The sequence below is a fragment of the Streptococcus cameli genome (assembly GCF_053207365.1).
In genome coordinates, this window is the sequence record NZ_JBRUIM010000001.1 from 202737 (window position 1) to 224446 (window position 21710).

The 21710-nt window shown below is 41.6% G+C and carries 23 protein-coding genes and 1 tRNA gene; 22 read left to right on the forward strand and 2 right to left on the reverse strand.

Going from position 1 to position 21710, the window contains the following annotated elements; genetic code table 11:
- Positions 1–132: 132 nt before the first annotated feature.
- From truA to rpsR, 21 genes are all read left to right on the forward strand, one after another.
- Positions 133–882 carry a tRNA pseudouridine(38-40) synthase TruA gene (gene truA / locus ACVR1I_RS01030; protein WP_447442193.1) on the forward strand — a complete coding sequence of 250 codons (750 nt, stop codon included), beginning with the start codon at positions 133–135 and terminating at the stop codon, positions 880–882.
- Positions 872–1639, forward strand: a complete 768-nt coding sequence (locus ACVR1I_RS01035; RefSeq protein WP_447442194.1) for a bifunctional hydroxymethylpyrimidine kinase/phosphomethylpyrimidine kinase — start codon at positions 872–874, stop codon at positions 1637–1639. Before truA ends, ACVR1I_RS01035 begins: the two co-directional genes overlap by 11 nt.
- A complete protein-coding gene (locus tag ACVR1I_RS01040; RefSeq protein ID WP_447442195.1) occupies positions 1626–2099 on the forward strand; it encodes an ECF transporter S component in 474 nt (157 codons plus the stop codon). The genes ACVR1I_RS01035 and ACVR1I_RS01040 overlap by 14 nt, the downstream gene beginning before the upstream one ends.
- Before the next feature lie 4 nt (positions 2100–2103).
- The gene (locus tag ACVR1I_RS01045; RefSeq protein ID WP_447442196.1) at positions 2104–2667 is read left to right on the forward strand and encodes a TIGR01440 family protein; all 564 of its coding nucleotides are present in this window, start codon (positions 2104–2106) and stop codon (positions 2665–2667) included.
- Positions 2668–2816: 149 nt separating this feature from the next.
- On the forward strand, positions 2817–4100 hold the full coding sequence (tig, locus tag ACVR1I_RS01050) for a trigger factor (protein WP_447442197.1): 1284 nt from the start codon (positions 2817–2819) through the stop codon (positions 4098–4100).
- Positions 4101–4157: 57 nt separating this feature from the next.
- The gene (locus ACVR1I_RS01055) at positions 4158–4586 is read left to right on the forward strand and encodes a pyridoxamine 5'-phosphate oxidase family protein (protein WP_447442198.1); all 429 of its coding nucleotides are present in this window, start codon (positions 4158–4160) and stop codon (positions 4584–4586) included.
- 121 nt (positions 4587–4707) lie between these two features.
- Positions 4708–5298: a DNA-directed RNA polymerase subunit delta gene (gene rpoE / locus ACVR1I_RS01060; RefSeq protein WP_447442199.1), complete on the forward strand. Its 591-nt coding sequence runs from the start codon at positions 4708–4710 to the stop codon at positions 5296–5298.
- 127 nt (positions 5299–5425) lie between these two features.
- A tRNA-Leu gene (locus ACVR1I_RS01065) sits at positions 5426–5511 on the forward strand.
- A 188-nt stretch (positions 5512–5699) separates the two neighbouring features.
- The gene (locus tag ACVR1I_RS01070; RefSeq protein ID WP_447442200.1) at positions 5700–6641 is read left to right on the forward strand and encodes an ABC transporter permease; all 942 of its coding nucleotides are present in this window, start codon (positions 5700–5702) and stop codon (positions 6639–6641) included.
- A 58-nt stretch (positions 6642–6699) separates the two neighbouring features.
- Complete coding sequence (locus ACVR1I_RS01075) at positions 6700–7602, forward strand: iron chelate uptake ABC transporter family permease subunit (RefSeq protein WP_447442201.1); 903 nt, start codon at positions 6700–6702, stop codon at positions 7600–7602.
- The gene (locus ACVR1I_RS01080) at positions 7599–8348 is read left to right on the forward strand and encodes an iron ABC transporter ATP-binding protein (protein WP_447442202.1); all 750 of its coding nucleotides are present in this window, start codon (positions 7599–7601) and stop codon (positions 8346–8348) included. Before ACVR1I_RS01075 ends, ACVR1I_RS01080 begins: the two co-directional genes overlap by 4 nt.
- A 23-nt stretch (positions 8349–8371) precedes the next feature.
- The gene (locus ACVR1I_RS01085; RefSeq protein WP_447442203.1) at positions 8372–9337 is read left to right on the forward strand and encodes a siderophore ABC transporter substrate-binding protein; all 966 of its coding nucleotides are present in this window, start codon (positions 8372–8374) and stop codon (positions 9335–9337) included.
- A gap of 145 nt (positions 9338–9482) precedes the next feature.
- A complete protein-coding gene (locus ACVR1I_RS01090) occupies positions 9483–10364 on the forward strand; it encodes a class II fructose-bisphosphate aldolase (RefSeq protein WP_447442204.1) in 882 nt (293 codons plus the stop codon).
- Positions 10365–10748: 384 nt separating this feature from the next.
- Complete coding sequence (locus ACVR1I_RS01095) at positions 10749–11660, forward strand: CAMP factor family pore-forming toxin (protein WP_447442205.1); 912 nt, start codon at positions 10749–10751, stop codon at positions 11658–11660.
- A gap of 203 nt (positions 11661–11863) precedes the next feature.
- The gene (locus ACVR1I_RS01100) at positions 11864–13198 is read left to right on the forward strand and encodes an APC family permease (protein WP_447442206.1); all 1335 of its coding nucleotides are present in this window, start codon (positions 11864–11866) and stop codon (positions 13196–13198) included.
- A 139-nt stretch (positions 13199–13337) separates the two neighbouring features.
- Positions 13338–13526: a 50S ribosomal protein L28 gene (rpmB, locus tag ACVR1I_RS01105; protein ID WP_018164578.1), complete on the forward strand. Its 189-nt coding sequence runs from the start codon at positions 13338–13340 to the stop codon at positions 13524–13526.
- Between the two features lie 126 nt (positions 13527–13652).
- On the forward strand, positions 13653–14018 hold the full coding sequence (locus tag ACVR1I_RS01110) for an Asp23/Gls24 family envelope stress response protein (protein ID WP_447442207.1): 366 nt from the start codon (positions 13653–13655) through the stop codon (positions 14016–14018).
- A gap of 2 nt (positions 14019–14020) precedes the next feature.
- Complete coding sequence (fakA, locus tag ACVR1I_RS01115) at positions 14021–15688, forward strand: fatty acid kinase ATP-binding subunit FakA (RefSeq protein WP_447442208.1); 1668 nt, start codon at positions 14021–14023, stop codon at positions 15686–15688.
- A 154-nt stretch (positions 15689–15842) separates the two neighbouring features.
- Positions 15843–16133 carry a 30S ribosomal protein S6 gene (gene rpsF / locus ACVR1I_RS01120; protein WP_447442209.1) on the forward strand — a complete coding sequence of 97 codons (291 nt, stop codon included), beginning with the start codon at positions 15843–15845 and terminating at the stop codon, positions 16131–16133.
- Positions 16134–16149: 16 nt separating this feature from the next.
- Positions 16150–16647: a single-stranded DNA-binding protein gene (locus ACVR1I_RS01125; RefSeq protein ID WP_447442210.1), complete on the forward strand. Its 498-nt coding sequence runs from the start codon at positions 16150–16152 to the stop codon at positions 16645–16647.
- Between the two features lie 50 nt (positions 16648–16697).
- Positions 16698–16937 (forward strand): 30S ribosomal protein S18, encoded by a 240-nt coding sequence (gene rpsR, locus ACVR1I_RS01130; protein ID WP_018166749.1) that lies wholly within the window; start codon positions 16698–16700, stop codon positions 16935–16937.
- 120 nt (positions 16938–17057) lie between these two features.
- On the opposite strand, the gene ACVR1I_RS01135 is transcribed toward rpsR, so the two are convergent.
- Both ACVR1I_RS01135 and ACVR1I_RS01140 read right to left on the reverse strand, forming a co-directional pair.
- Positions 17058–17702, reverse strand: coding sequence for a DUF1129 domain-containing protein (locus tag ACVR1I_RS01135; protein WP_447442211.1), 645 nt, complete (start codon positions 17700–17702; stop codon positions 17058–17060).
- Between the two features lie 27 nt (positions 17703–17729).
- Positions 17730–18674: a magnesium transporter CorA family protein gene (locus ACVR1I_RS01140; RefSeq protein ID WP_447442212.1), complete on the reverse strand. Its 945-nt coding sequence runs from the start codon at positions 18672–18674 to the stop codon at positions 17730–17732.
- A 198-nt stretch (positions 18675–18872) separates the two neighbouring features.
- Here ACVR1I_RS01140 and uvrA point away from each other — a divergent pair, with 198 nt between their 5' ends.
- Complete coding sequence (gene uvrA, locus ACVR1I_RS01145) at positions 18873–21707, forward strand: excinuclease ABC subunit UvrA (protein ID WP_447442213.1); 2835 nt, start codon at positions 18873–18875, stop codon at positions 21705–21707.
- Positions 21708–21710: the final 3 nt, after the last annotated feature.

A 21710-nucleotide genomic window follows, 5' to 3' on the forward strand; every position in this document is an offset into this window, starting at 1 on the left:
CCTCCTTTCTTTTATAACATTATACACTTTTTTTGAGGAATAGGCGAGTAGAATTTGCACCGCTTGTCTGTCCCCGTACAGATGGAAATTTTCTTTCTGGTTTGCCATTTCTAAACATGCTAAAATAAGAACATGACACGATACAAAGCCATTATTTCTTATGACGGCACCCTCTTCTCAGGTTTTCAACGCCAGCCAGAAGCACGGTCTGTTCAGGAAGAATTAGAAAAAACTCTAAAACGCCTCAACCGAGGTCAAGAAGTGACCGTGCACGGGGCAGGTCGTACCGATGCGGGCGTCCATGCCTATGGTCAAGTTATTCATTTTGATTTGCCAGAAGTTCGGGATGTGGAAAAGCTCCGTTTTGGCCTAGACACCCAATCACCAGAAGACATCGATGTGGTGGCAGTGGAGCAGGTCTCAGATGACTTCCACGCCCGCTACAACAAGCACAGCAAGACCTATGAATTTCTGGTGGACAATGGCCGTCCTAAGAACCCTATGATGCGCCACTATGCCACGCATTATCCGTATGCGCTTGATTTGGCACTGATGCAGGAAGCTATTCAGGACTTGGTTGGAACCCATGATTTCACGGGTTTTACAGCCTCTGGGACTTCGGTCGAAGACAAGGTGCGCACCATCACAGAAGCGCGGGTTGAGCTGGATCCGCACACTGGTTTTCTGGTTTTTACCTTCTCAGGGAATGGCTTTCTCTACAAGCAGGTCCGCAATATGGTCGGCACCCTCTTGAAAATCGGGAATGGCCGCATGCCCGTGGGGCAAATCAATGTCATCTTGGACAAGATGGACCGCAATCTAGCTGGTCCAACCGCTGCCGGCAACGGCCTCTATTTAAAGGAGATACACTATGACAACTAAGTATTTATTAGCGATTTCAGGAAATGACATTTTTAGTGGCGGTGGCCTCTATGCCGACCTCTCGACCTACTCAGCCAACGGTATTCATGGCTTTGTGGCAGTGACCTGCCTGACAGCCATGACAGAAAACGGCTTTGAAGTCTTTGGGACGGACGAAACCGTCTTTGGCCACCAATTAAACAGCCTCAAAGACGTTCCCTTTTCAGGTATTAAGCTAGGTCTCTTACCAAATGTGGCGGTGGCCGAGCTAGCCTTGGATTTTGTCAAGGCCCACAAGGATATTCCCATTGTTTTGGATCCTGTTCTGGTCTGCAAGGAAAGCCATGATGTCGAGGTCAGTGCGCTTCGGGACGAGCTCCTTAAGTTCTTCCCCTATGCGACTATCATCACTCCTAATTTGGTAGAAGCGGAGCTTTTGGCCCAAAGGCCAATCAAAACCCTTGAGGACATGAAGGCAGTGGCTAAGCAGCTCCATGACTTGGGAGCTACTAATGTGGTCATTAAAGGGGGTAATCGCTTCAGTCAAGACGTGGCCCTCGATGTCTTTTATGACGGTGAGGACTATACGGTTCTTGAGTACCCAATCCTTGAGACCAACAACGTTGGGGCAGGTTGCACCTTTGCCTCTAGCATCGCCAGTCAACTGGTCAATGGACAAGCTGTCAAGGAAGCAGTTCGCCTATCTAAAGATTTCGTCTATGAAGCCATTCGCCATTCAGATCAATACGGAGTAAAACAACACTATGAAAACAACTAACCTACAAAAACTAACCCTTTTAGCTATTTTAACAGGCTTGACCATTACCATGGGGAATATCTTCCGCCTGCCAACACCGACAGGTATGGTGACCCTTCTGGATGCTGGGGTTTTCTTTACAGCCTTTTATCTAGGCAAGCGCGAGGGAGCCATTGTCGGAGGTCTTTCGGGTTTCTTGATTGACCTGATTGCTGGGTATCCCCAGTGGATGGTGGCTAGTCTTATCAACCACGGTTTGCAAGGCTATTTTGCAGGCTTCAAGGGGAAACTCTTCTGGCTTGGGCAAGCCTTGGCGCTTATTAGCATGGTTGGGGGCTATTTTGTCTTCTCAGGTTTCATGCATGGATGGGGCGCAGCCCTAGCCGATGTGCCGCATAACATCATGCAAAACCTTGTCGGGGCAGTCCTTGGCTATGGCCTCTACCGCCTCTTGGTTGCCGCAAAAGTCGTGGAGGCCTAGTCAGATGGATCTTGCAAAACTCTCTCAGGAAACAAAGCTGATCTTAGACGATATTCTGGAGCGTAGTGCCATTCAAAAAGGACAGATTTTTGTCCTTGGCCTGTCGTCCAGTGAGGTTGCTGGCGGTGTCATCGGTAAGGCCTCGAGTCGTGAAATCGGTCAGATTATCGTCAAAACGATACTAGACGAGTTGACCCCGCGTGGTATCTATCTAGCCGTCCAAGGCTGTGAGCACCTCAACCGTGCCCTAGTCGTTGAGCGGGAATTGGCCCTCCAAAAAGACCTGGAAATCGTCAATGTCCTGCCTAGCCTGCATGCCGGAGGCAGTGGCCAGTTGGCGGCTTTTGACTACATGATTGATCCGGTTGAAGTGGAGTTTATCACCGCTCACACAGGCCTTGATATTGGCGACACCGCTATTGGCATGCACATTAAGCACGTCCAAGTGCCGCTAAGGCCGATTCAGCGCGAATTAGGTGGTGCCCATGTGACCGCCTTGACCACCCGTCCCAAACTGATTGGCGGCGCGCGGGCAACTTATGTTGAAGATCACATTCGGAAGTTATAAAAGAAAGGAAGCAGTGCCTTCCTTTTTCGATTGTAGACAAGAGATTTGTTTTTTTATTTCGTAAAAAAACAGTGGAAAAACTTTGATTTTTCGATACTTTATGATAGAATTGTTAGGAATGACAATAAAATTTTAAGGAGAATGACGTAATGTCTGTATCATTTGAAACAAAAGAAACAAACCGCGGTGTGTTAACATTTACCATTGCCCAAGACGCAATCAAACCAGAATTGGACCGCGTATTTAATAAAGTAAAGAAAAGCATTAACGTACCAGGTTTCCGTAAAGGTCACTTGCCACGTGCTGTCTTCAACCAAAAATTTGGTGAAGAAGCTTTATACGAAGATGCAGTCAATGCCTTGTTGCCAGCAGCTTATGAAGCAGCTGTCAAAGAAGCAGGTCTTGAAGTAGTTGCACAACCAAAAATTGATGTGGTATCAATGGAAAAAGGCCAAGACTGGGTTATCAACGCTGAAGTGGTGACAAAACCAGAAGTAAAATTGGGGGACTACAAAAACCTTGAAGTATCTGTCTCAGCTTCAAAAGAAGTATCAGACGAAGATGTGGATGCTAAAATTGAACGCGAACGCAATAACTTGGCAGAATTAGTGATCAAAGAAGATGCTGCAGCAAACGGCGACACAGTTGTAATTGACTTCGTTGGTTCTGTTGACGGTGTTGAATTTGACGGTGGAAAAGGCGAAAACTATTCACTTGAATTGGGTTCAGGTCAATTTATCCCAGGTTTTGAAGAGCAATTGGTTGGCAGCAAAGCTGGTGAAACTGTTGAAGTGAATGTAACCTTCCCAGAAGATTACCAAGCAGCAGACTTGGCTGGTAAAGCAGCTCTCTTTGTAACAACTGTTCATGAAGTAAAAGCAAAAGAAGTACCAGCTCTTGATGACGAATTAGCAAAAGACATCGATGAAGAAGTGGAAACACTGGATGAGTTGAAAGCGAAATACCGCAAAGAGTTAGAAGCAGCTAAAGAAGTTGCATTTGATGATGAAGTAGAAGCTGCAGCCATTGAATTGGCCGTAGAAAATGCTGAAATCGTAGACCTTCCAGGTGAAATGGTCCATGAAGAAGTACACCGTTCTATGAACGAATTCTTGGGCGGAATGCAACAACAAGGTATCTCGCCAGATATGTACTTCCAAATCACTGGAACAACTCGCGAAGATTTACACAAACAACACGAAGCTGATGCGGACAAACGCGTGAAGACAAACCTTGTTATTGAAGCTATTGCAAAAGCAGAAGGTTTTGAAGCAAGCCAAGACGAAGTTGAAAAAGAAATTGCAGAATTGGCTGCAAACTACAACATGGAAGTGGAACAAGTTCGTTCACTCCTTTCAGCAGACATGTTGCAACATGATATTGCTGTGAAAAAAGCAGTTGAGTTGATTACAAGCACAGCAACTGTAAAATAAGTCTAAATTTGTTGTCTCACTAAAAGAGTGACCAAAACCATTTCGAGAGGTGTTTTGATGCAATTACAAGATGTTATGACCATTTTGCAGGACATGGACGCGGCAGTATTTGCGACTGTTGATGAAGATGGGAATCCCCATGCACGTTTTATGTATATTGGTGTTGCCAATGAGCATGGTTTGTTCTTTATGACTGGTAAGGACACTTCTTGCTATCAGCAATTAATGGCCAATAATCAAGTTGCTGTCACAGCCATGTTGAAACAGGACTATTTGATTCAAGTCATCCGAATGGAAGGTAAGGCCAAACCAGTTGGAGAGGACTATTTAAAACAACTCTTGGAAGAGAATCCTTACGTGGATTATGTTTATCCAGATGAGACAGCTAAAGAAACAATTCAAGTTTTTCATTTATACGAAGGAGATTGCTTTTACCAGAGTTTGACGCAAGGCCACCGCTATGAGTTTAGTTTTGGTAAAAAATAGACGATAACGAATGAAAAGAGCAACTGCTCTTTTCATTTGTTTTTGTTAGAAAATAAATTTCTTTGACTAATTGCTAAAATTAGCGTAAAATAGTAAGGAAAGACATAAAAGGAGAAAAACCTTGGAATTAAACGTATTTGCAGGTCAAGAAAAAAGCGAATTGTCCATGATTGAAGTAGCACGTGCTATTTTAGAAGAACGTGGACGTGACAATGAAATGTACTTCAATGATTTGGTGAACGAAATCCAAAACTATCTTGGTCGTAGTAACAGCGAGATTCGTGAAGCTCTTCCGATTTTTTATTCAGATTTGAATGTGGATGGTAGCTTTATTCCTCTTGGCGAAAACAAGTGGGGCCTTCGTTCGTGGTATGCGGTTGATGAAATTGATGAAGAAGTTATCACTCTTGAAGAAGACGATGATGATGCGCCAAAACGCAAGAAAAAACGTGTGAACGCCTTTATGGATGGAGATGAAGATGCTATTGATTATGGCAATGATGACCCAGAAGATGAAGACGACTACGAAGATTCTGCGGTGGATTCAACCTATGATGAAGAGAATCCAGATGATGAAAAGGATGAAGTGGAGTCTTACGATTCTGAAATCAATGAAATTATCCCTGATGATGAATTAGGAGATGAGGAAGTTGAATTGAATGAAGAAGATGATGATTTTTCTGATGATGAAGAAAATCTCGACGAAGATTGAATATAAAAAAGTTTCCTAAATGTAAATAGGAGACTTTTTCTATTTTCATATTATTTCAAATGAAAAAGAATGATACAAAAGTATTGACAAAGATATGAAAATAATGGTATACTATTTCTTGTGTTAAGCGGGAATGGCGGAATTGGCAGACGCGCAGGACTAAGGATCCTGTGACCGCTTTAGGTCGTGAGGGTTCAAGTCCCTCTTTCCGCATCGTAAAAAAAGACAGGTTAAAGAAGCCTGTTTTTTTTGTGTCTTGACGTTATTAGAATGATTCTAATCAAATTAAAATTATCAGAAAACTTTAATGTTCTGTTGATTTTTGATCTAGATTTTGATATGTTAGTAATTGAACAAAGTAAACAGGGGAGGTGTCTTGTATTCAAAAAAAAAATTTTTGGTTGTATCTTGTATTGTTTATCGTTTTGAGTCTTCTTTCTCTGACCATTGGAGCTAGTCGTTCATTTTCTTGGCAGGGACTATTGCAAGGAGATTCAGGAGTGTGGCTTGTTTTTCAAACATCTCGTCTTCCAAGGACACTTAGTATTGTTCTTGCTGGTTCAAGTATGGCAGTGGCAGGACTCTTGATGCAGACCATGACGCAAAATGCTTTTGCAGCCCCGTCTACAACTGGAACAGTAGAAGCAGCGCAATTTGGAATGCTACTGAGTCTATTTGTTTTTCCGCAAGCTAGTTTGATGCAAAAAATGGTCTTCTCCTTTGTCACCGCAATTGTATTAACCCTTGTATTTTTAAAGATGATGAAGGAATTGTCGGCTAAAGAACAATGGGTCTTACCACTTGTCGGATTAGTGTATAGCGGCATTATTGGCTCAGTGGCTAGTATAGTGGCTTATCATTTCAATTTGGTGCAATCCCTATCATCTTGGCTTCAAGGGTCTTTTTCAATGGTTCAAACGCACCAGTATGAATGGTTATTTTTGAATGTGGTGATCTTAATCTTAACCTGGGCTTTATCTGGCAGTTTTAGCCTCATGGCTTTGGGGGAGGATTCCAGCCGTATCCTGGGATTGCCTTATGACCGTTATAAGGGATTGGTTGTTGTACTGATTTCATTGACAACCAGTGTTACGGTCATTACAGTTGGATCCCTGCCATTTTTAGGCGTTGTTGTTCCCAATCTGATCCGTCTCTATCATGGTGATTATTTAACAAAAACAGTAGGATTAACAGCTTTGTGTGGTGCTATTTTGGTTCTTTTGTGTGATATTCTTGCCCGCCTTGTGATTGCTCCCTACGAAGTGTCTGTGAGCCTAATTTTGGGTGTTTTAGGCAGTTTCATCTTCATTGTCTTATTATGGAAGGGGCGCGTCTATGCATAGGGATAAGTCAACCGTCATAAGATTATGTGCATTGTTGAGTGTAGGGATCCTTCTATCAATGGTCTTGTACTTGTTTCCAATTGGTAGGCCTGTTACAAGTTATATCTTAAAATCAAGAGGTCAAAAGTTAGTTGCCTATTTACTCGTTGCAACAGGTATCTCCTTTTCGAGTATTAGTTTTCAAACCATCGTAGGGAATCGTTTTTTAACACCTGGTGTCTTAGGGCTTGAAACGGTTTATGTCTTATTACAAACGATTCTTTATTGGGGCTCTTTTCGGTTGGTTGGTGCGATTTCCTTACATCCCATCGTAGAGTGTATGATTCTGATTGGGATTCAATCTCTCTTTTTTCTATTATTGCAACCGAGCTTGAAAACCTTGTTAAATAAGGGACTGATGCTGGTGTTGCTTATTTGTATGTCATTGGGAACCTTGTTGCGAAGTTTGGCTACTTTTATCCAAGTCACGATGGATCCAAATGAATATGACCAGTTGCAATCAAAGTTGTTTCCGAGCTTTCAACGGATGAATAGTGAGATTTTAGGATTTAGCATCTTGTTTTTGATCTTATTGATTGGATTGCTATGGAGAAAAGCTCCTGTGCTGGATGTCCTTCATTTAGGGAGTGAAACAGCGACGATTTTAGGAGTGGAAGTTGTTAAAGAAGAACGATTGATCTTATGGTATATCGCGATGATTGTAGCGACCGTTACGGCGATTGTCGGACCGCTCAGCTATTTAGGATTTTTAGTTTCAAATGTCACTTATCGCCTGCTCAATAGTTACCGACACCGTGAATTATTTGTCCTAGCCAGCCTATTAGGTTTTCTGGTTTTGTTATCCGGGCAATTTATAGTAGAACGGTTTCTAGGCTACCGCTTGAATATTAGCATGATTGTGGAGCTGATTGGTGGGATGGTTTTCTTTTATTTGATTTTTAGGGAGAAAAAACGGTTATGAAATTAGAATCGGTTGAAAAACACTTTCGTGAAGAAACTGTTTTGCGCCATATTTCCTTAGATATTCCACCTGCCAATTTGACTGCTTTTATTGGGCCAAATGGCGCTGGAAAATCAACCCTTGTTAATATTATGAGCCGTCTCTTGCCTAAGGACAAAGGGCAACTTTGGATCAAAGGGCAGGAAATCGAAGCATGGGATGACAAGGAATTAGCAAAGGAGCTCTCTCTTTTGAAGCAATCCCAATACTACCAAGTCAAATTACGAGTGGAGGAGTTGGTGGCCTTTGGGCGTTTTCCTTATAGTGGAAATACTCTCGGAAAAGAAGATGAGTTGAAAATTAATCAAGCTATTTCTTATATGGAGCTAGAAACTCTCAGAAATCGGTATATTCATACTCTTTCAGGTGGACAACTCCAACGGGTGTTTATCGCCATGGTGCTCGCACAAGATACAGATATTATTCTTCTGGACGAGCCGCTGAACAATTTAGATATGAAACAAAGTATGGCTATGATGACAATTCTTCGGAAATTAGTAGATGAATTGGGAAAAACAGTGGTCATTGTGATTCACGATATCAATATTGCAAGTCGCTATGTTGATTATATGGTGGCCTTTAAAAACGGAGAAATTTTCAAGTCAGGTTTGACCAAGGAAGTGATGACCAAATCCATTTTGGATGAGTTGTATGATATGTCTGTCAATCTTATTGAGGTCGATGGCAAACAAATTTGTATTTATTAAAAAATAGAAAAGGAAGTTTTCAAATGAAAAAAATTGTAAAATATGTCGGTATGTTGCTGGTAACTACTTTTGCAGCGGTTGTGTTAATCGCTTGTGCAAATCAAAAAACAACGGATTCAACAGCAGATTCTAGCAAATCAACGACTAAGGCTGTCAGTGAAGTCACTATTGGAGATGTAACAGTTCCTGTCAATCCTAAAAAAGTGGTCACCTTTGACTTGGGTGCAGCAGACACGATTCGTGCCTTGGGAAAGGAAAAAACAATTGTTGGGTTACCAACCCAAGGGTTGCCCGCCTATCTATCAGACTTATCGGATCGTGAAAGTGTTGGAAATATGAAGGAACCAGATTTGGAAGCTGTTGCTGCTTTGGAGCCGGATTTGATCATTGCTTCAGGTCGTACAGTCGACTATATGGAACAATTCAGTGAGATTGCACCAACCATCATTTTTGAAACCAATAATGCAGATTATTGGACTTCCGTGAAGACAAATATTCAAACTCTTGCGAGCGTTTATGGTGAAGATGCCATAGCGGAGGCCGAAAAACAATTGGCGGCTTTAGATAGCCAGATTTCATCCATTGCAGCTGCTAACGAAAAATCAGATCAGAAAGCATTGGCCATGGTCTTAAATGAGGGCAATATGGCTATCAATGGAGCCAATTCGCGTTTTGCCTTTCTATACCAAACGCTCGGCTTCCATCCGACAGATGCTAAAATTGAAGAATCACGCCATGGGCAAGAAATCAGTTTTGAAGGAATTAGTGAAATCAATCCAGATTTGATTTTTGTCTTAAATCGTACACTGGCTATCGGTGGTGACAATTCAAGCAACGAATCCCTGTTGCAAAATGAATTGGTACAAGCCACAAATGCTGGGAAAAATAATGGTATTGTGAACTTAACATCTGATTTATGGTACCTCAGTGGTGGAGGTTTAGAATCCTCACAATTGATGATTGATGATGTGAAAGATATTGTAAAATAAGAAAAGGCGACCTAGTCGTCTTTTTTTGAGTTTAAACAGAGCAGATTTTCAGTAAGTTTCAAAATTCACTAGCATTTTGAATGAAAAAGTGGTAAAATAAACTCGTATGGGGTTAAACCCTAAAAAACAATAGGAGGCTACTATAATGCCATTAGTTTCAGCAGAAAAATTTGTCAAAGCAGCTCGTGAAAACGGCTATGCTGTTGGTGGATTTAACACAAACAACCTTGAGTGGACTCAAGCGATCTTGCGTGCAGCAGAAGCAAAACAAGCTCCTGTATTGATCCAAACTTCAATGGGTGCAGCAAAATACATGGGTGGTTACAAAACAGCTCGTAACCTGATTGCAAACTTGATTGAATCAATGAACATCACTGTTCCAGTTGCAATCCATCTTGACCATGGTCACTACGAAGACTCTCTTGAGTGTATCGAAGTTGGCTATACTTCTATCATGTTTGACGGTTCACACCTTCCAGTTGAAGAAAACTTAGAAAAAGCGCGTGAAGTTGTTGCTTTGGCTCATTCTAAAGGTATCTCAGTAGAAGCTGAAGTTGGTACTATCGGTGGTGAAGAAGATGGTATCGTTGGTAAAGGTGAATTGGCACCAATCGAAGATGCAATCGCAATGGTTGAAACTGGTATTGACTTCTTGGCAGCTGGTATCGGTAACATCCACGGTCCATACCCAGAAAACTGGGAAGGTCTTGACCTTGAGCACTTGAAGAAATTGACAGAAGCAATTCCTGGAACTCCAATCGTATTGCACGGTGGTTCAGGTATTCCTGATGAGCAAATCCAAGAAGCTATCCGTCTTGGTGTTGCGAAAGTTAACGTAAACACTGAAGGACAAATCGCCTTCACTGAAGCAACTCTTAAATTTGCTGCAGACTACTCAGCAAACAAAGCAGAATACGACAAGAAAAAACTCTTCGACCCACGTAAATTCCTTGCTGACGGTGTAAAAGCTGTTCAAGACATGGTTGAAGAACGCATCGATGTATTCGGTTCAGCAAACAAAGCATAATTTCTGCTGAAACATTATTGAACAGAGGGTTTATCCGAAAGGGTAAGCCTTTTTAGTATGATTTTGCCCCCGATTTGCCCCCGAATGACATTACAGATCTTTGTGTGTTCATTTATATAGTGCAAACAAAGCTTAATTTTTGTTGAAACATTATTGAACAGAGGGTTTATCCGAAAGGGTAAGCCTTTTTTTTGCAATTGTGTTCCCTTTCTTTTTTTGCGAAGTTTTCATTTAGAGTAGAGAAACAGATTTAGTTCCCATATCAGTGGATAAAATGTTTTAAGTTTTTCATTTACTCTAAAAAAATGACTATAATCAGAAGAGACTAAAGAAAGAAAAGCAACAATATGTAGGTTTTTAGAACTACGATATATGAGTTTTTGTGTGTTTGAAATGACCTTTTTTAATATTGTATTTATTAGAGAGAACTCTCTTAATTTTTTAGGAATCAAAAGCATCTGGATCGTTTTTCTGATAGGTTTTATCAGCCTTATATGCTATATTATTTTGAATCTCTTGGGAAAAAATGACCTCGATTTCCTTTTTGTTAAATGGTCTAGCACTTTATTAATCGGAGTAGCGTTGTTGTCTCCTGTGCTTGTTCCTGTTTATGCTGAAGAAAATGGAGTATCTGTACCAGCTAGTGAAGTAGTTATTGCTGAAGAAACTCAACAACTGCAAGAACAATTGGTTCAAGAAAAAGCTCAATTGGATGCTATCAAAGAAGAGGTTCGTGGTACAGATTATGAACAACAAGTTAATACAGCTGTAAGAGCAGTTGAGAAAATAGAAGTACAATTGCGTGCTAACCCTAATACAATTTATGATTTGGATTCGATTGGTGCTCGAATAGAAGCGTTGACGCATGTGATTGAGGCGATTACTTTCTCAACAAACAATTTATCAAATAAAGTACGTCAAGCAAATCTTGATATGGGATTTGGTATTACAAGACTAGTGCTTCGTATAGCCGATCCGTTTGCATCAGTAGATTCTATTAAAGCTCAGGTAGAAGCGGTTAAGAACTTGCAACAAGCAGTTTTAGCCTACCCTGATTTGCAACCGACTGATAAGGCGACAATTTATACAAAATCTAAATTAGATAAAGCGATTTGGAACACGCGTTTTAGAAGAGATAAGGAAGTCTTACCTGTGAAGAGTTTCCAAGTTTACCATGCTTTAAACAAGGCAATTACACATGCTGTTGGCGTACAATTGAATCCAAATACGACTGTTGAGCAGGTTGATCATGAAATTATCGCCTTAGAGACTGCTTTACAAACAGCCTTGCAGTAAATCGATTCTTTTGATATATTCGTTCATATAGAATAAAAAGATAGATAATAAGAAGAACAGTAGAGAAATGGAGCTCTGCTGTTCTTTTGCTGAGTACCACCCAAAAGACGATGCTAAAAGTGTAGGAATAAAACGATAGATTTCATTTTGACTGGTAAACGAATGCCGTTTCAATATGGCTGGAATTTTGTTATAATAAAAAAATGGAAAAAGAACAATTTGAACAAAACCGTGTAGGTTACGGTTTGGGAACAACGATTGCCATGATTGTTGGCATCGTTATTGGATCGGGGATTTATTTTAAGGCAGATGATATTTTAAGTTTTGCAGGCGGGAGTGTTCTTTTGGGAATGGCCATTATTATGCTAGGCTCGTTTGCGATTGTATTTGGGAGTTTATCGTTATCAGAGTTGGCTTTGCGTCATTCTGATAGTGGTGGGATTTTTCATTATTATGCTCATTATATTCACCCTGGGCTGGCGACTGCACTGGGCTTATTTACGGCTTATATCTATCTTCCGACAGTGATTGCAGTTGTTGTTTGGGTTGCTGCGGCTTATACTTTAGGAAGTCAATCGACACTTGAAGCCCAGGTAAGTTTAGCAGCGATTTATCTGCTGGTTTTGACCATATTAAATATTTTTTCAAAAGTGTTGGCTGGACGATTCCAAAGTTTATCGACTGTGATCAAGGTTGTCCCGCTGGTGATTATTGCCTGTGTTGGCATATTTGGGCAAAATACACAGGAGGCGGTTCTGACTTCGATTCCTAATGATATAGGGGTTAGTTGGCTATCTGGCTTAGTTCCGTTGTATTTTGCCTATGATGGCTGGACCATCGTAGCAAGTATTGCGCCTGAAATCAAACAACCACGGAAAAATCTTCCCTTAGCCTTTTTGGTGGGGCCCTTACTTATTTTAAGTTTGTACTTGGCTTTCTTTTATGGACTAAATGCGATTCTAGGGCCTTCTGTTATTTTAAAAGCTGGAAACGATGCTGTGCCGATGGCTATGCAACTGTTATATGGAAAAACAGCTAGTCGCCTTCTTTTGGTTGTGATTATTATTTCGGTTTTAGGGGTCTCCAACGGAATGTTGTTAGGAGCGATGCGTCTTCCACAAGCTTTTGCTGAAAGGGGTTGGATAAAGAATCAATCCTTCTCACAGATTCATTTAAAATACCAACTATCAATCCCTGCGAGTGTCTCTGTGGCAGTTGTGACCTTGTTTTGGCTATTCATTCATTATTTGGCGATGAAATTTCAGTTGTTGCCTGGTAGTGATATTAGTGAAATCACCATTGTCTTTAACAATATTAGTTTTATTATTTTGTACGTCATCGTGTTGCGATTGTGTTTAAAGGGTGAAATTACTAATAGAATAACAGGTTTAATAGCTCCTGTTTTTGCAATTTTATCGGCGCTGATATTGTTAGTTGGAGCCCTGCTGACAAATTTACAAATGGTTAGCCTCTTCTTTGGTTTTTGTTTGGTATTTTGTTTACTAGCATATCTTTTTAACCGGAAAACAAGCAAATAAAGGAATTTAAAGTTTTTGTATTAGAGAAAGAATTGAAAATCATAATCTTTTCCTATTGCAAATCGAATGTCTTTTTGGTAGAATAGATAAGTATGTGGTGCTAGCACATCCTTAACAAACTACGTAGGAGGAAACACAAATGGCTAAAGTATGTTACTTTACAGGTCGTAAGACTGTATCAGGAAACAACCGTTCACACGCGATGAACCAAACAAAACGTACTGTTAAACCAAATCTTCAAAAAGTTACTGTTTTGATCGATGGTAAACCTAAAAAAGTTTGGGCTTCAGCTCGTGCATTGAAATCAGGCAAAGTTGAACGTGTATAAGAAAAAGCCTCGGGCTTTTTTTTTGTAGTTATAAAGGTTTGGCGGTTCGGTTGTAACAGCTTCTTTTTTACACCAGCATGAATTTGTGATAAAATAGAGTGATAAAACTATTTGAGGTAACAAAATATGACTGTTAAAATGAATACAAAAGACGGCCAAATTGAATTGACAGATGACGTCATTGCTACCGTTGTTGGTGGTGCTGCAACGGAGATTTTCGGTGTAGTCGGCATGGCAAGTAAAGCAGCCATTAAAGATAACTTCCAAGCCCTCTTGCGAAAAGAAAACTATTCTAAAGGGGTTGTTGTAAAAACAACAGCAGACGGATCGATTGCAGTGGATGTTTATACTGTGATGAGCTATGGAGTGAAGATCTCAGAAGTTTCTCGTAATATTCAAGAGCGAGTGAAATTTAATTTGGAGAACCAATTGGGCATCACGGCTGATGCGGTCAATGTTTATATCCAAAATATTAAAGTTGTAGGAGAATAATTGTGTCTAAAATTACTACCAGTTTATTTCAAGAAATGGTGCAGGCGGCTTCTGACCGTTTAAATAAACAAGCTGAATATGTAAACTCGTTGAACGTCTTTCCCGTTCCAGATGGCGATACCGGTACCAATATGGGAATGACCATTACAAACGGTGCCAAGGAGGTTGCGGACCGTCCTGCTGATACCGTTGGTCAAGTGGGCCAGATTCTTTCAAAAGGTCTCTTGATGGGAGCTCGTGGAAACTCAGGAGTTATTACGTCTCAATTATTTCGTGGATTTGGTCAAGCGATTAAAGACAAAGAAGAGTTGGATGGAAAAGACTTGGCGCATGCCTTCCAAAATGGTGTAGAAGTAGCTTATAAGGCTGTTATGAAACCAGTAGAAGGCACCATTTTAACTGTTTCGCGCGGGGCTGCGACAGCTGCTCTTAAAAAAGCAGAAGAAACGGATGATGCCATCGAAGTCATGGAAGCGACCTTGAAAGGTGCAAAACGTGCCCTTGCTAAAACCCCAGACATGCTTCCGGTCTTGAAAGAGGTTGGTGTCGTTGACTCGGGCGGTCAAGGTCTTGTCTATATCTATGAAGGTTTCCTATCTGCTATGACAGGTGAGTACATTTCATCGGAAGACTTCCAAGCAACACCAGCTGTTATGACAGAAATGATTAATGCAGAGCACCACAAATCAGTAGCAGGTCATGTGGCAACTGAAGACATCACCTTCGGTTATTGTACAGAAATCATGGTTGCCCTTCGCCAAGGTCCAACCTATGTTAAAGACTTCGATTACGAAGAATTCCGTAACTACCTCAACGATCTTGGGGACTCATTGCTTGTAGTTAACGATGATGAGATTGTCAAAGTTCATGTGCATACAGAAGATCCAGGTCTTGTTATGCAGGCTGGATTGCAATACGGTAGCTTGGTCAAAGTCAAAGTAGACAACATGCGCAATCAGCATGAAGCACAAGTTGTGAAGGAAGAAACAGGTTTCACACGTCCAGCTGAGCAAAAAGAATATGCCATTATTGCAGTTGCAGCAGGTGACGGTTTGACAGAAATCTTGAAATCACAAGGCGTTGACTTTGTCATTTCAGGGGGACAAACCATGAACCCATCAACAGAAGACTTTGTGAAAGCGATTGATTTGGTGAATGCCCGTAACATTATTATTTTACCAAACAACAAAAATATTTTTATGGCAGCTCAATCGGCAGCAGAAGTGGCAGAAGTAGCTGTGAAAGTCATTGAGACCAGAACAGTTCCACAAGGTTTAACCAGTCTGTTGGCCTTTGATGCAAGTGTGGATATTGAAGCAAACTTTGAAGCCATGACAGCTTCGTTAGCTGATGTAAAAAGTGGTAGTGTGACAACGGCTGTCCGTGATACAACTATTGACGGTTTGGAAATCCATGAAAATGATAATCTCGGTATGGTGGATGGCAAGATCGTGGTTTCCAATCCAGATATGATGGCCACTTTAGAAGCTACTTTTAACAAAATGTTAGATGAAGATAGTGAGATAGTGACCATTTACGTTGGTGAAGACGGTGATGAAGCGCTGGCTCAAGAATTGGCCCAAAACCTAGAAGAAAAATTTGAGGATATTGAAGTAGATATCCACTTGGGTAACCAACCAGTTTATCCATATCTATTCAGTGTTGAATAAATCAAAAAGAAGCTTAACCGCTTCTTTTTTGCTTCTCTAATAGAGATTTCCCTTGCTTTTTAGCTAAGATTCCTGTATAATATTGTTTTGTGAGTATCCCTCACTTACCTGCGCCAAGGAGCGTAGGTCATTAGACCAAAAGGAGGAAATATCAATGGCTAAATACGAAATTCTTTATATCATTCGTCCAAACATTGAAGAAGAAGCTAAAAACGCTTTGGTAGCACGCTTTGACTCTATCTTGACTGACAACGGTGCAACTGTTGTTGAATCAAAAGCATGGGAAAAACGTCGTCTTGCATACGAAATCAAAGATTTCCGCGAAGGACTTTACCACATCGTTACTGTTGAAGCAACTGATGACGTCGCTCTTAATGAGTTTGACCGTTTGTCAAAAATCAACACTGACATTCTTCGTCACATGATCGTTAAGCTTGAAGCTTAATTAGAGTAGGTGTTCTATGATCAATAATGTAGTACTAGTAGGTCGTATGACCCGCGATGCAGAGCTTCGTTACACACCCAATAATGTTGCAGTAGCAACGTTTACTTTGGCTGTTAACCGCAATCGGAAGAACCAAAACGGAGAGCGTGAAGCTGACTTCATCAACTGCGTGATTTGGAACCAACCTGCGGAAAACTTGTCAAACTGGGCAAAAAAAGGTGCCTTGATTGGAATTACTGGTCGCATTCAGACTCGTAATTATGAAAACCAACAAGGGCAACGTGTGTATGTAACGGAAATTGTTGCAGACAACTTCCAAATGTTGGAAAGTCGTGCTACACGTGAAGGTGGAGCAGGTGGATCATACAGTCAACCATCAGGTGGTTATGCTGGCGGTTCAACTGGTGGTTTCCAATCACAGTCTTCACAACCACAAACACCAAACTTTGCTCGTGAAGAAAGTCCATTCGGTGGCAATCCGATGGATATTTCAGATGACGATCTACCATTCTAATCAGTGATTAGAAATTGGACAACCAAGAAAATATAAAGAGGAGAAAACACATGGCTCAACAACGTCGTGGCGGATTCAAACGCCGTAAAAAAGTTGATTACATCGCAGCGAACAAAATTGAATATGTTGATTACAAAGATACTGAGCTTCTTAGCCGTTTCATCTCAGAACGTGGCAAAATTTTACCACGTCGTGTGACTGGAACTTCTGCTAAGAACCAACGTAAAGTAACAACAGCAATCAAACGCGCTCGCGTAATGGCTTTGCTACCATTCGTAACAGAAGATTAATCAAAAACCAGCTTTGGCTGGTTTTTTCTTCTGCTAAATTGAAGTACCTTTTAGACCATTGACTAGTGATTATAGAAAAAAGAATCTGGAGCTTAGTCTCCAAATTCTTTTTTAAAGTGTTTACCGTACGGGTTGCATAGCATTGCGGATATTGTATTTTTTCTTTAGGTAATAGCGTACACCAAAGGCTGCTGCTGCTAAAAGAAGCATCGCAAGAGGAGGTAGAATTGGATTGATTGCGACAGGAATCATGGTTGCTAAGAAGAAGATGATGGACCAGATGCTGGTTGCAAGGAGCAAGAGAAGAATGGCTTTCCAAGTTTTGGGGCGTTTTTGGCTGTCTCCCATATGGCGATAGACAAAATGGTACATGAGGTAAATTCCTGCACCTACTCCAAAAGAGATGACAAGGAAAGTCAGGATGCCATAAGGTGTTCCTTGGTTAAATAGATTCATAACTCCATTGACAAAGCCTAACAAGGCCATAATCAGCAGGCTTGCATCCAGCCACATCAACCATGGATTGTCATTTTCTTCGACGATTTGCTCTTTTGGTTCAGGATTGCTAATCTTATTTGCCCATTCACTTGGTGCGCCAAAAGCGCCTCGGGCTGTAATCCCTTTTTTCTGGTTTTCCAGAATAGTTGGCAAAATGTCTTCTAATAATGCCTTGATTTCAGCATCGGATTTGCCGTTGTTGATCAAGGTGGTGGTGGCGATGTGAATAAATTCTTGGTTTTTTTTGGTTAATTCATTTAACTGCATGGTGGTCTCCTATATGGGATAATGGGCTTAAAACCATTTTTTACGAATAAAGTAGAAAGTTAAGAAAAGACTGCTTGCAAAGGCAAAGAGTATGATCAATTCAAAGGCAAATGGGTGGTCGTTAAAGGGGATATCATTGCCTTTAAAGTTCATACCATAGGCCGAGAAAATCATGGTTGGAATCGACAAGACAATGGTTGCAAGCGCCAAGGTCTTCATGATGGTGTTCTGGTTATTGGAAATAATTGAAGCATAAGCTTGGGTCATGGAATTCAAAATGTTTCCATAGATATCTGCCATCTCAATGGCCTGTTGGTTTTCAATCAAGGTATCTTCTAGTAAGTCCTCGTCTTCTTCATATTTGCGAAGAAGGCTAGATGAACTGGCTAATTTTTTAACAATTCGCTCGTTCATTTTGAGGGAGGCTTTAAAGTAGACGATGGTTTTTTCGAGTTCCATGAGGTCGATCAGCTCTTCGTTTCGAGTTGCTTCATGGAGCTGTTGCTCGATCTCTTCACTCTTTCGATCAATGATACGCAGGGCACTCAGATAGAGCTGTGCGTTTCGATAGAGAATTTGGAAAACAAAGCGTGACCGCATGAAGGTATAAAAATTTCTCAGGCGATTGTGGATGAATTGGTCAAAGAGGGGTAACTCCTCCAAACAAGTAGTAATAATCGCATTTTCTGTGAGGATAATTCCTAGAGGAATGGTAACGTAATAGGTTTTGTTGCTACGGTCTTCTAGGATAGGAACGTCGACGATGATGAGTTTGTAATCATCTTCCACCACAATACGAGAGGTTTCTTCCGCATCGAGCGGTGCTCGTAAATCGGTGATATCGATATTGAAGTGTTCTGCCACTTCCATGGATTCGCTCTGGGAGGGGTTGACCAAGTTAATCCATGTACCCGGTTCAAAGGTCTGGATTTCTTCTAAATCAGTCAGTGTAGATAGAAAAATCTGTCTCATACAATGCTCCTCCTTGGCTTATTTTACGCATTTTGGCGTACCTCTTATTATATCAAAAAGCACTCCAAAGGAAAAGGTTTTTGCGAAAATATGGTATAATTGAACGTACATTGAAAGGAAAGTTTTTTCAGTCTATGGCCTATTGAGGTCAAGCAGAGCTTCTACTGCAGAAAGGCTGGTAAACTTTTGGGAAGAATCATGCAAGATACCATTAAAATACATGGAGCGAGAGCTCATAATTTAAAAAATATTGATGTGGCGATTCCACGAGATAAATTGGTCGTGGTCACTGGTTTGTCTGGCTCAGGGAAATCCAGCTTGGCTTTTGATACGCTCTATGCCGAAGGACAAAGACGTTACGTTGAAAGCCTGTCAGCTTATGCCCGTCAATTTTTGGGCAATATGGACAAGCCAGATGTGGATTCGATTGAGGGCTTGAGTCCAGCCATTTCCATTGATCAAAAAACAACGTCAAAAAATCCCCGATCAACGGTTGGAACAGCAACGGAAATCAACGATTACCTCCGCCTCCTATATGCTCGAGTGGGGAAACCCTACTGTGTAAACGGACATGGTGAAATTGCGGCCTCATCCGTTGAACAAATAGTAGATGAAGTGCTGGAATTGCCAGAACGCCAACGCCTACAAGTACTGGCTCCGATTGTCCGTAAGAAAAAAGGTCAGTTTAAAACCCTTTTTGAGAAAGTACAGAAGGATGGCTATGTCCGTGTGCGGGTTGACGGCGAAGTGTATGATGTTACCGAAGTGCCGGAGTTGTCTAAAAGCAAGCAGCACGATATTGAAGTCGTTATTGATCGGATTGTGATTAAAGACGGGATTCGGAGTCGCTTATTTGATTCGATTGAGGCTGCTCTTCGGATTGCAGATGGCTATGTGCTGATTGATACCATGGATGACAAGGAACTCTTGTATTCAGAGCATTACGCCTGTCCAGTCTGCGGATTTACCATTCCAGAATTGGAACCCCGCCTCTTCTCCTTTAATGCCCCTTTTGGTTCTTGTTCCGAGTGCGATGGCTTGGGAATGAAGTTAGAGGTCGATTTGGATTTGGTGATTCCTGATGCGAAAAAGACCTTGCGAGAAGGAGCATTGGCGCCTTGGAATCCGATTTCGTCTAATTACTACCCGCAGATGTTGGAACAGGCCATGGCCCAGTTTGGAGTTAACATGGACCAACCCTTTAAGTCTTTATCCCAAGAAGAACAAGACTTGATTCTCTATGGATCAGATGGCAAGGAATTCCATTTTCATTATGAAAATGAATTTGGTGGTGTTCGAGACATCGATATTCCATTTGAGGGGATTGTTCCCAATATTGAACGCCGCTACAAGGAAACCAATAGTGATTACACCCGCAATGTTATGCGGACCTATATGAATGAACTGACCTGCGCAACCTGCCACGGCTACCGTCTCAACGACCAGGCTTTGGCCGTTCGAGTAGGAGGAGAAGAAGGTTTTCACTTGGGGCAAGTCTCTGATTTATCAGTGGCCGATCACCTGCTTTACCTTGATGCTCTGGAGTTGTCCAAGAATGATGCGACCATTGCAACACCGATTTTAAAAGAGATCAAGGACCGCTTGTCTTTCTTGAACAATGTAGGCTTGAATTACTTGACCTTATCGCGTGCAGCAGGGACGCTTTCTGGTGGAGAAAGCCAGCGGATTCGCTTGGCAACACAAATCGGGTCTAATCTTTCAGGTGTTCTCTATATATTGGATGAACCTTCTATCGGACTGCACCAGCGAGACAATGACCGCCTGATTGCCAGTCTGAAAAAGATGCGAGACTTGGGCAATACCCTGATTGTGGTGGAACACGATGAAGACACGATGAGAGAGGCGGATTACCTGATTGATATGGGGCCGGGTGCAGGCGTTTTTGGTGGCGAAGTGGTGGCAGCAGGAACACCGAAACAGGTTGCCAAAAACAAGAAGTCTATTACCGGACAATACCTGGCTGGTAAGCGGGAAATCCCTGTTCCTTTGGAGCGTCGAATCGGAAACGGACGTTTTCTCGAAGTGGTGGGTGCCAAGGAAAACAATCTCCAAGACATCACCGTTCGCTTCCCACTTGGGAAGTTTATTGCTGTAACAGGTGTGTCTGGTTCTGGGAAATCAACCTTGGTCAATGCGATCTTGAAAAAAGCCGTTGCCCAAAAACTCAACAAGAATTCTGAAAAACCTGGCAAACACAAAGTGGTTAATGGAATTGAACACTTGGATCGTTTGATTGATATTGACCAAAGTCCAATTGGCCGCACACCACGTTCCAATCCAGCAACCTACACAGGTGTCTTTGATGACATTCGTGATCTCTTTGCCAAGACCAATGAAGCCAAGGTTCGTGGTTATAAGAAGGGGCGTTTCTCCTTTAATGTCAAAGGTGGCCGCTGTGAAGCTTGTAGCGGTGATGGGATCATCAAGATTGAAATGCATTTTTTACCGGACGTGTATGTTCCTTGTGAAGTCTGCCACGGTACGCGCTACAATTCCGAGACCTTGGAAGTGCATTACAAGGAAAAAAATATCGCTCAAGTCTTGGATATGACGGTAAATGATGCTGTTGAGTTTTTCAAACACATTCCGAAAATTGAACGCAAAATTCGGACCATTCAGGACGTTGGATTGGGATACGTTACCTTGGGTCAGCCTGCAACCACCCTATCTGGGGGCGAAGCTCAACGGATGAAGTTGGCTTCTGAATTGCACAAGCGTTCGACCGGCAAGAGTCTCTATATCCTAGACGAGCCGACAACGGGTCTTCACACAGAAGACATCGCCCAGCTCTTAACGGTCTTGACACGCTTTGTGGATGATGGCAATACCGTTTTGGTGATTGAACACAATTTGGATGTGATCAAAACGGCCGACCATGTTATAGATTTGGGGCCGGAAGGCGGTGTTGGTGGCGGTACCATTGTTGCGACCGGTACACCAGAAGAAGTCGCCAACCATCCTGATAGTTTTACAGGCCAGTATTTGAAGAGCAAACTAAAAAACCGATCTTAAGAT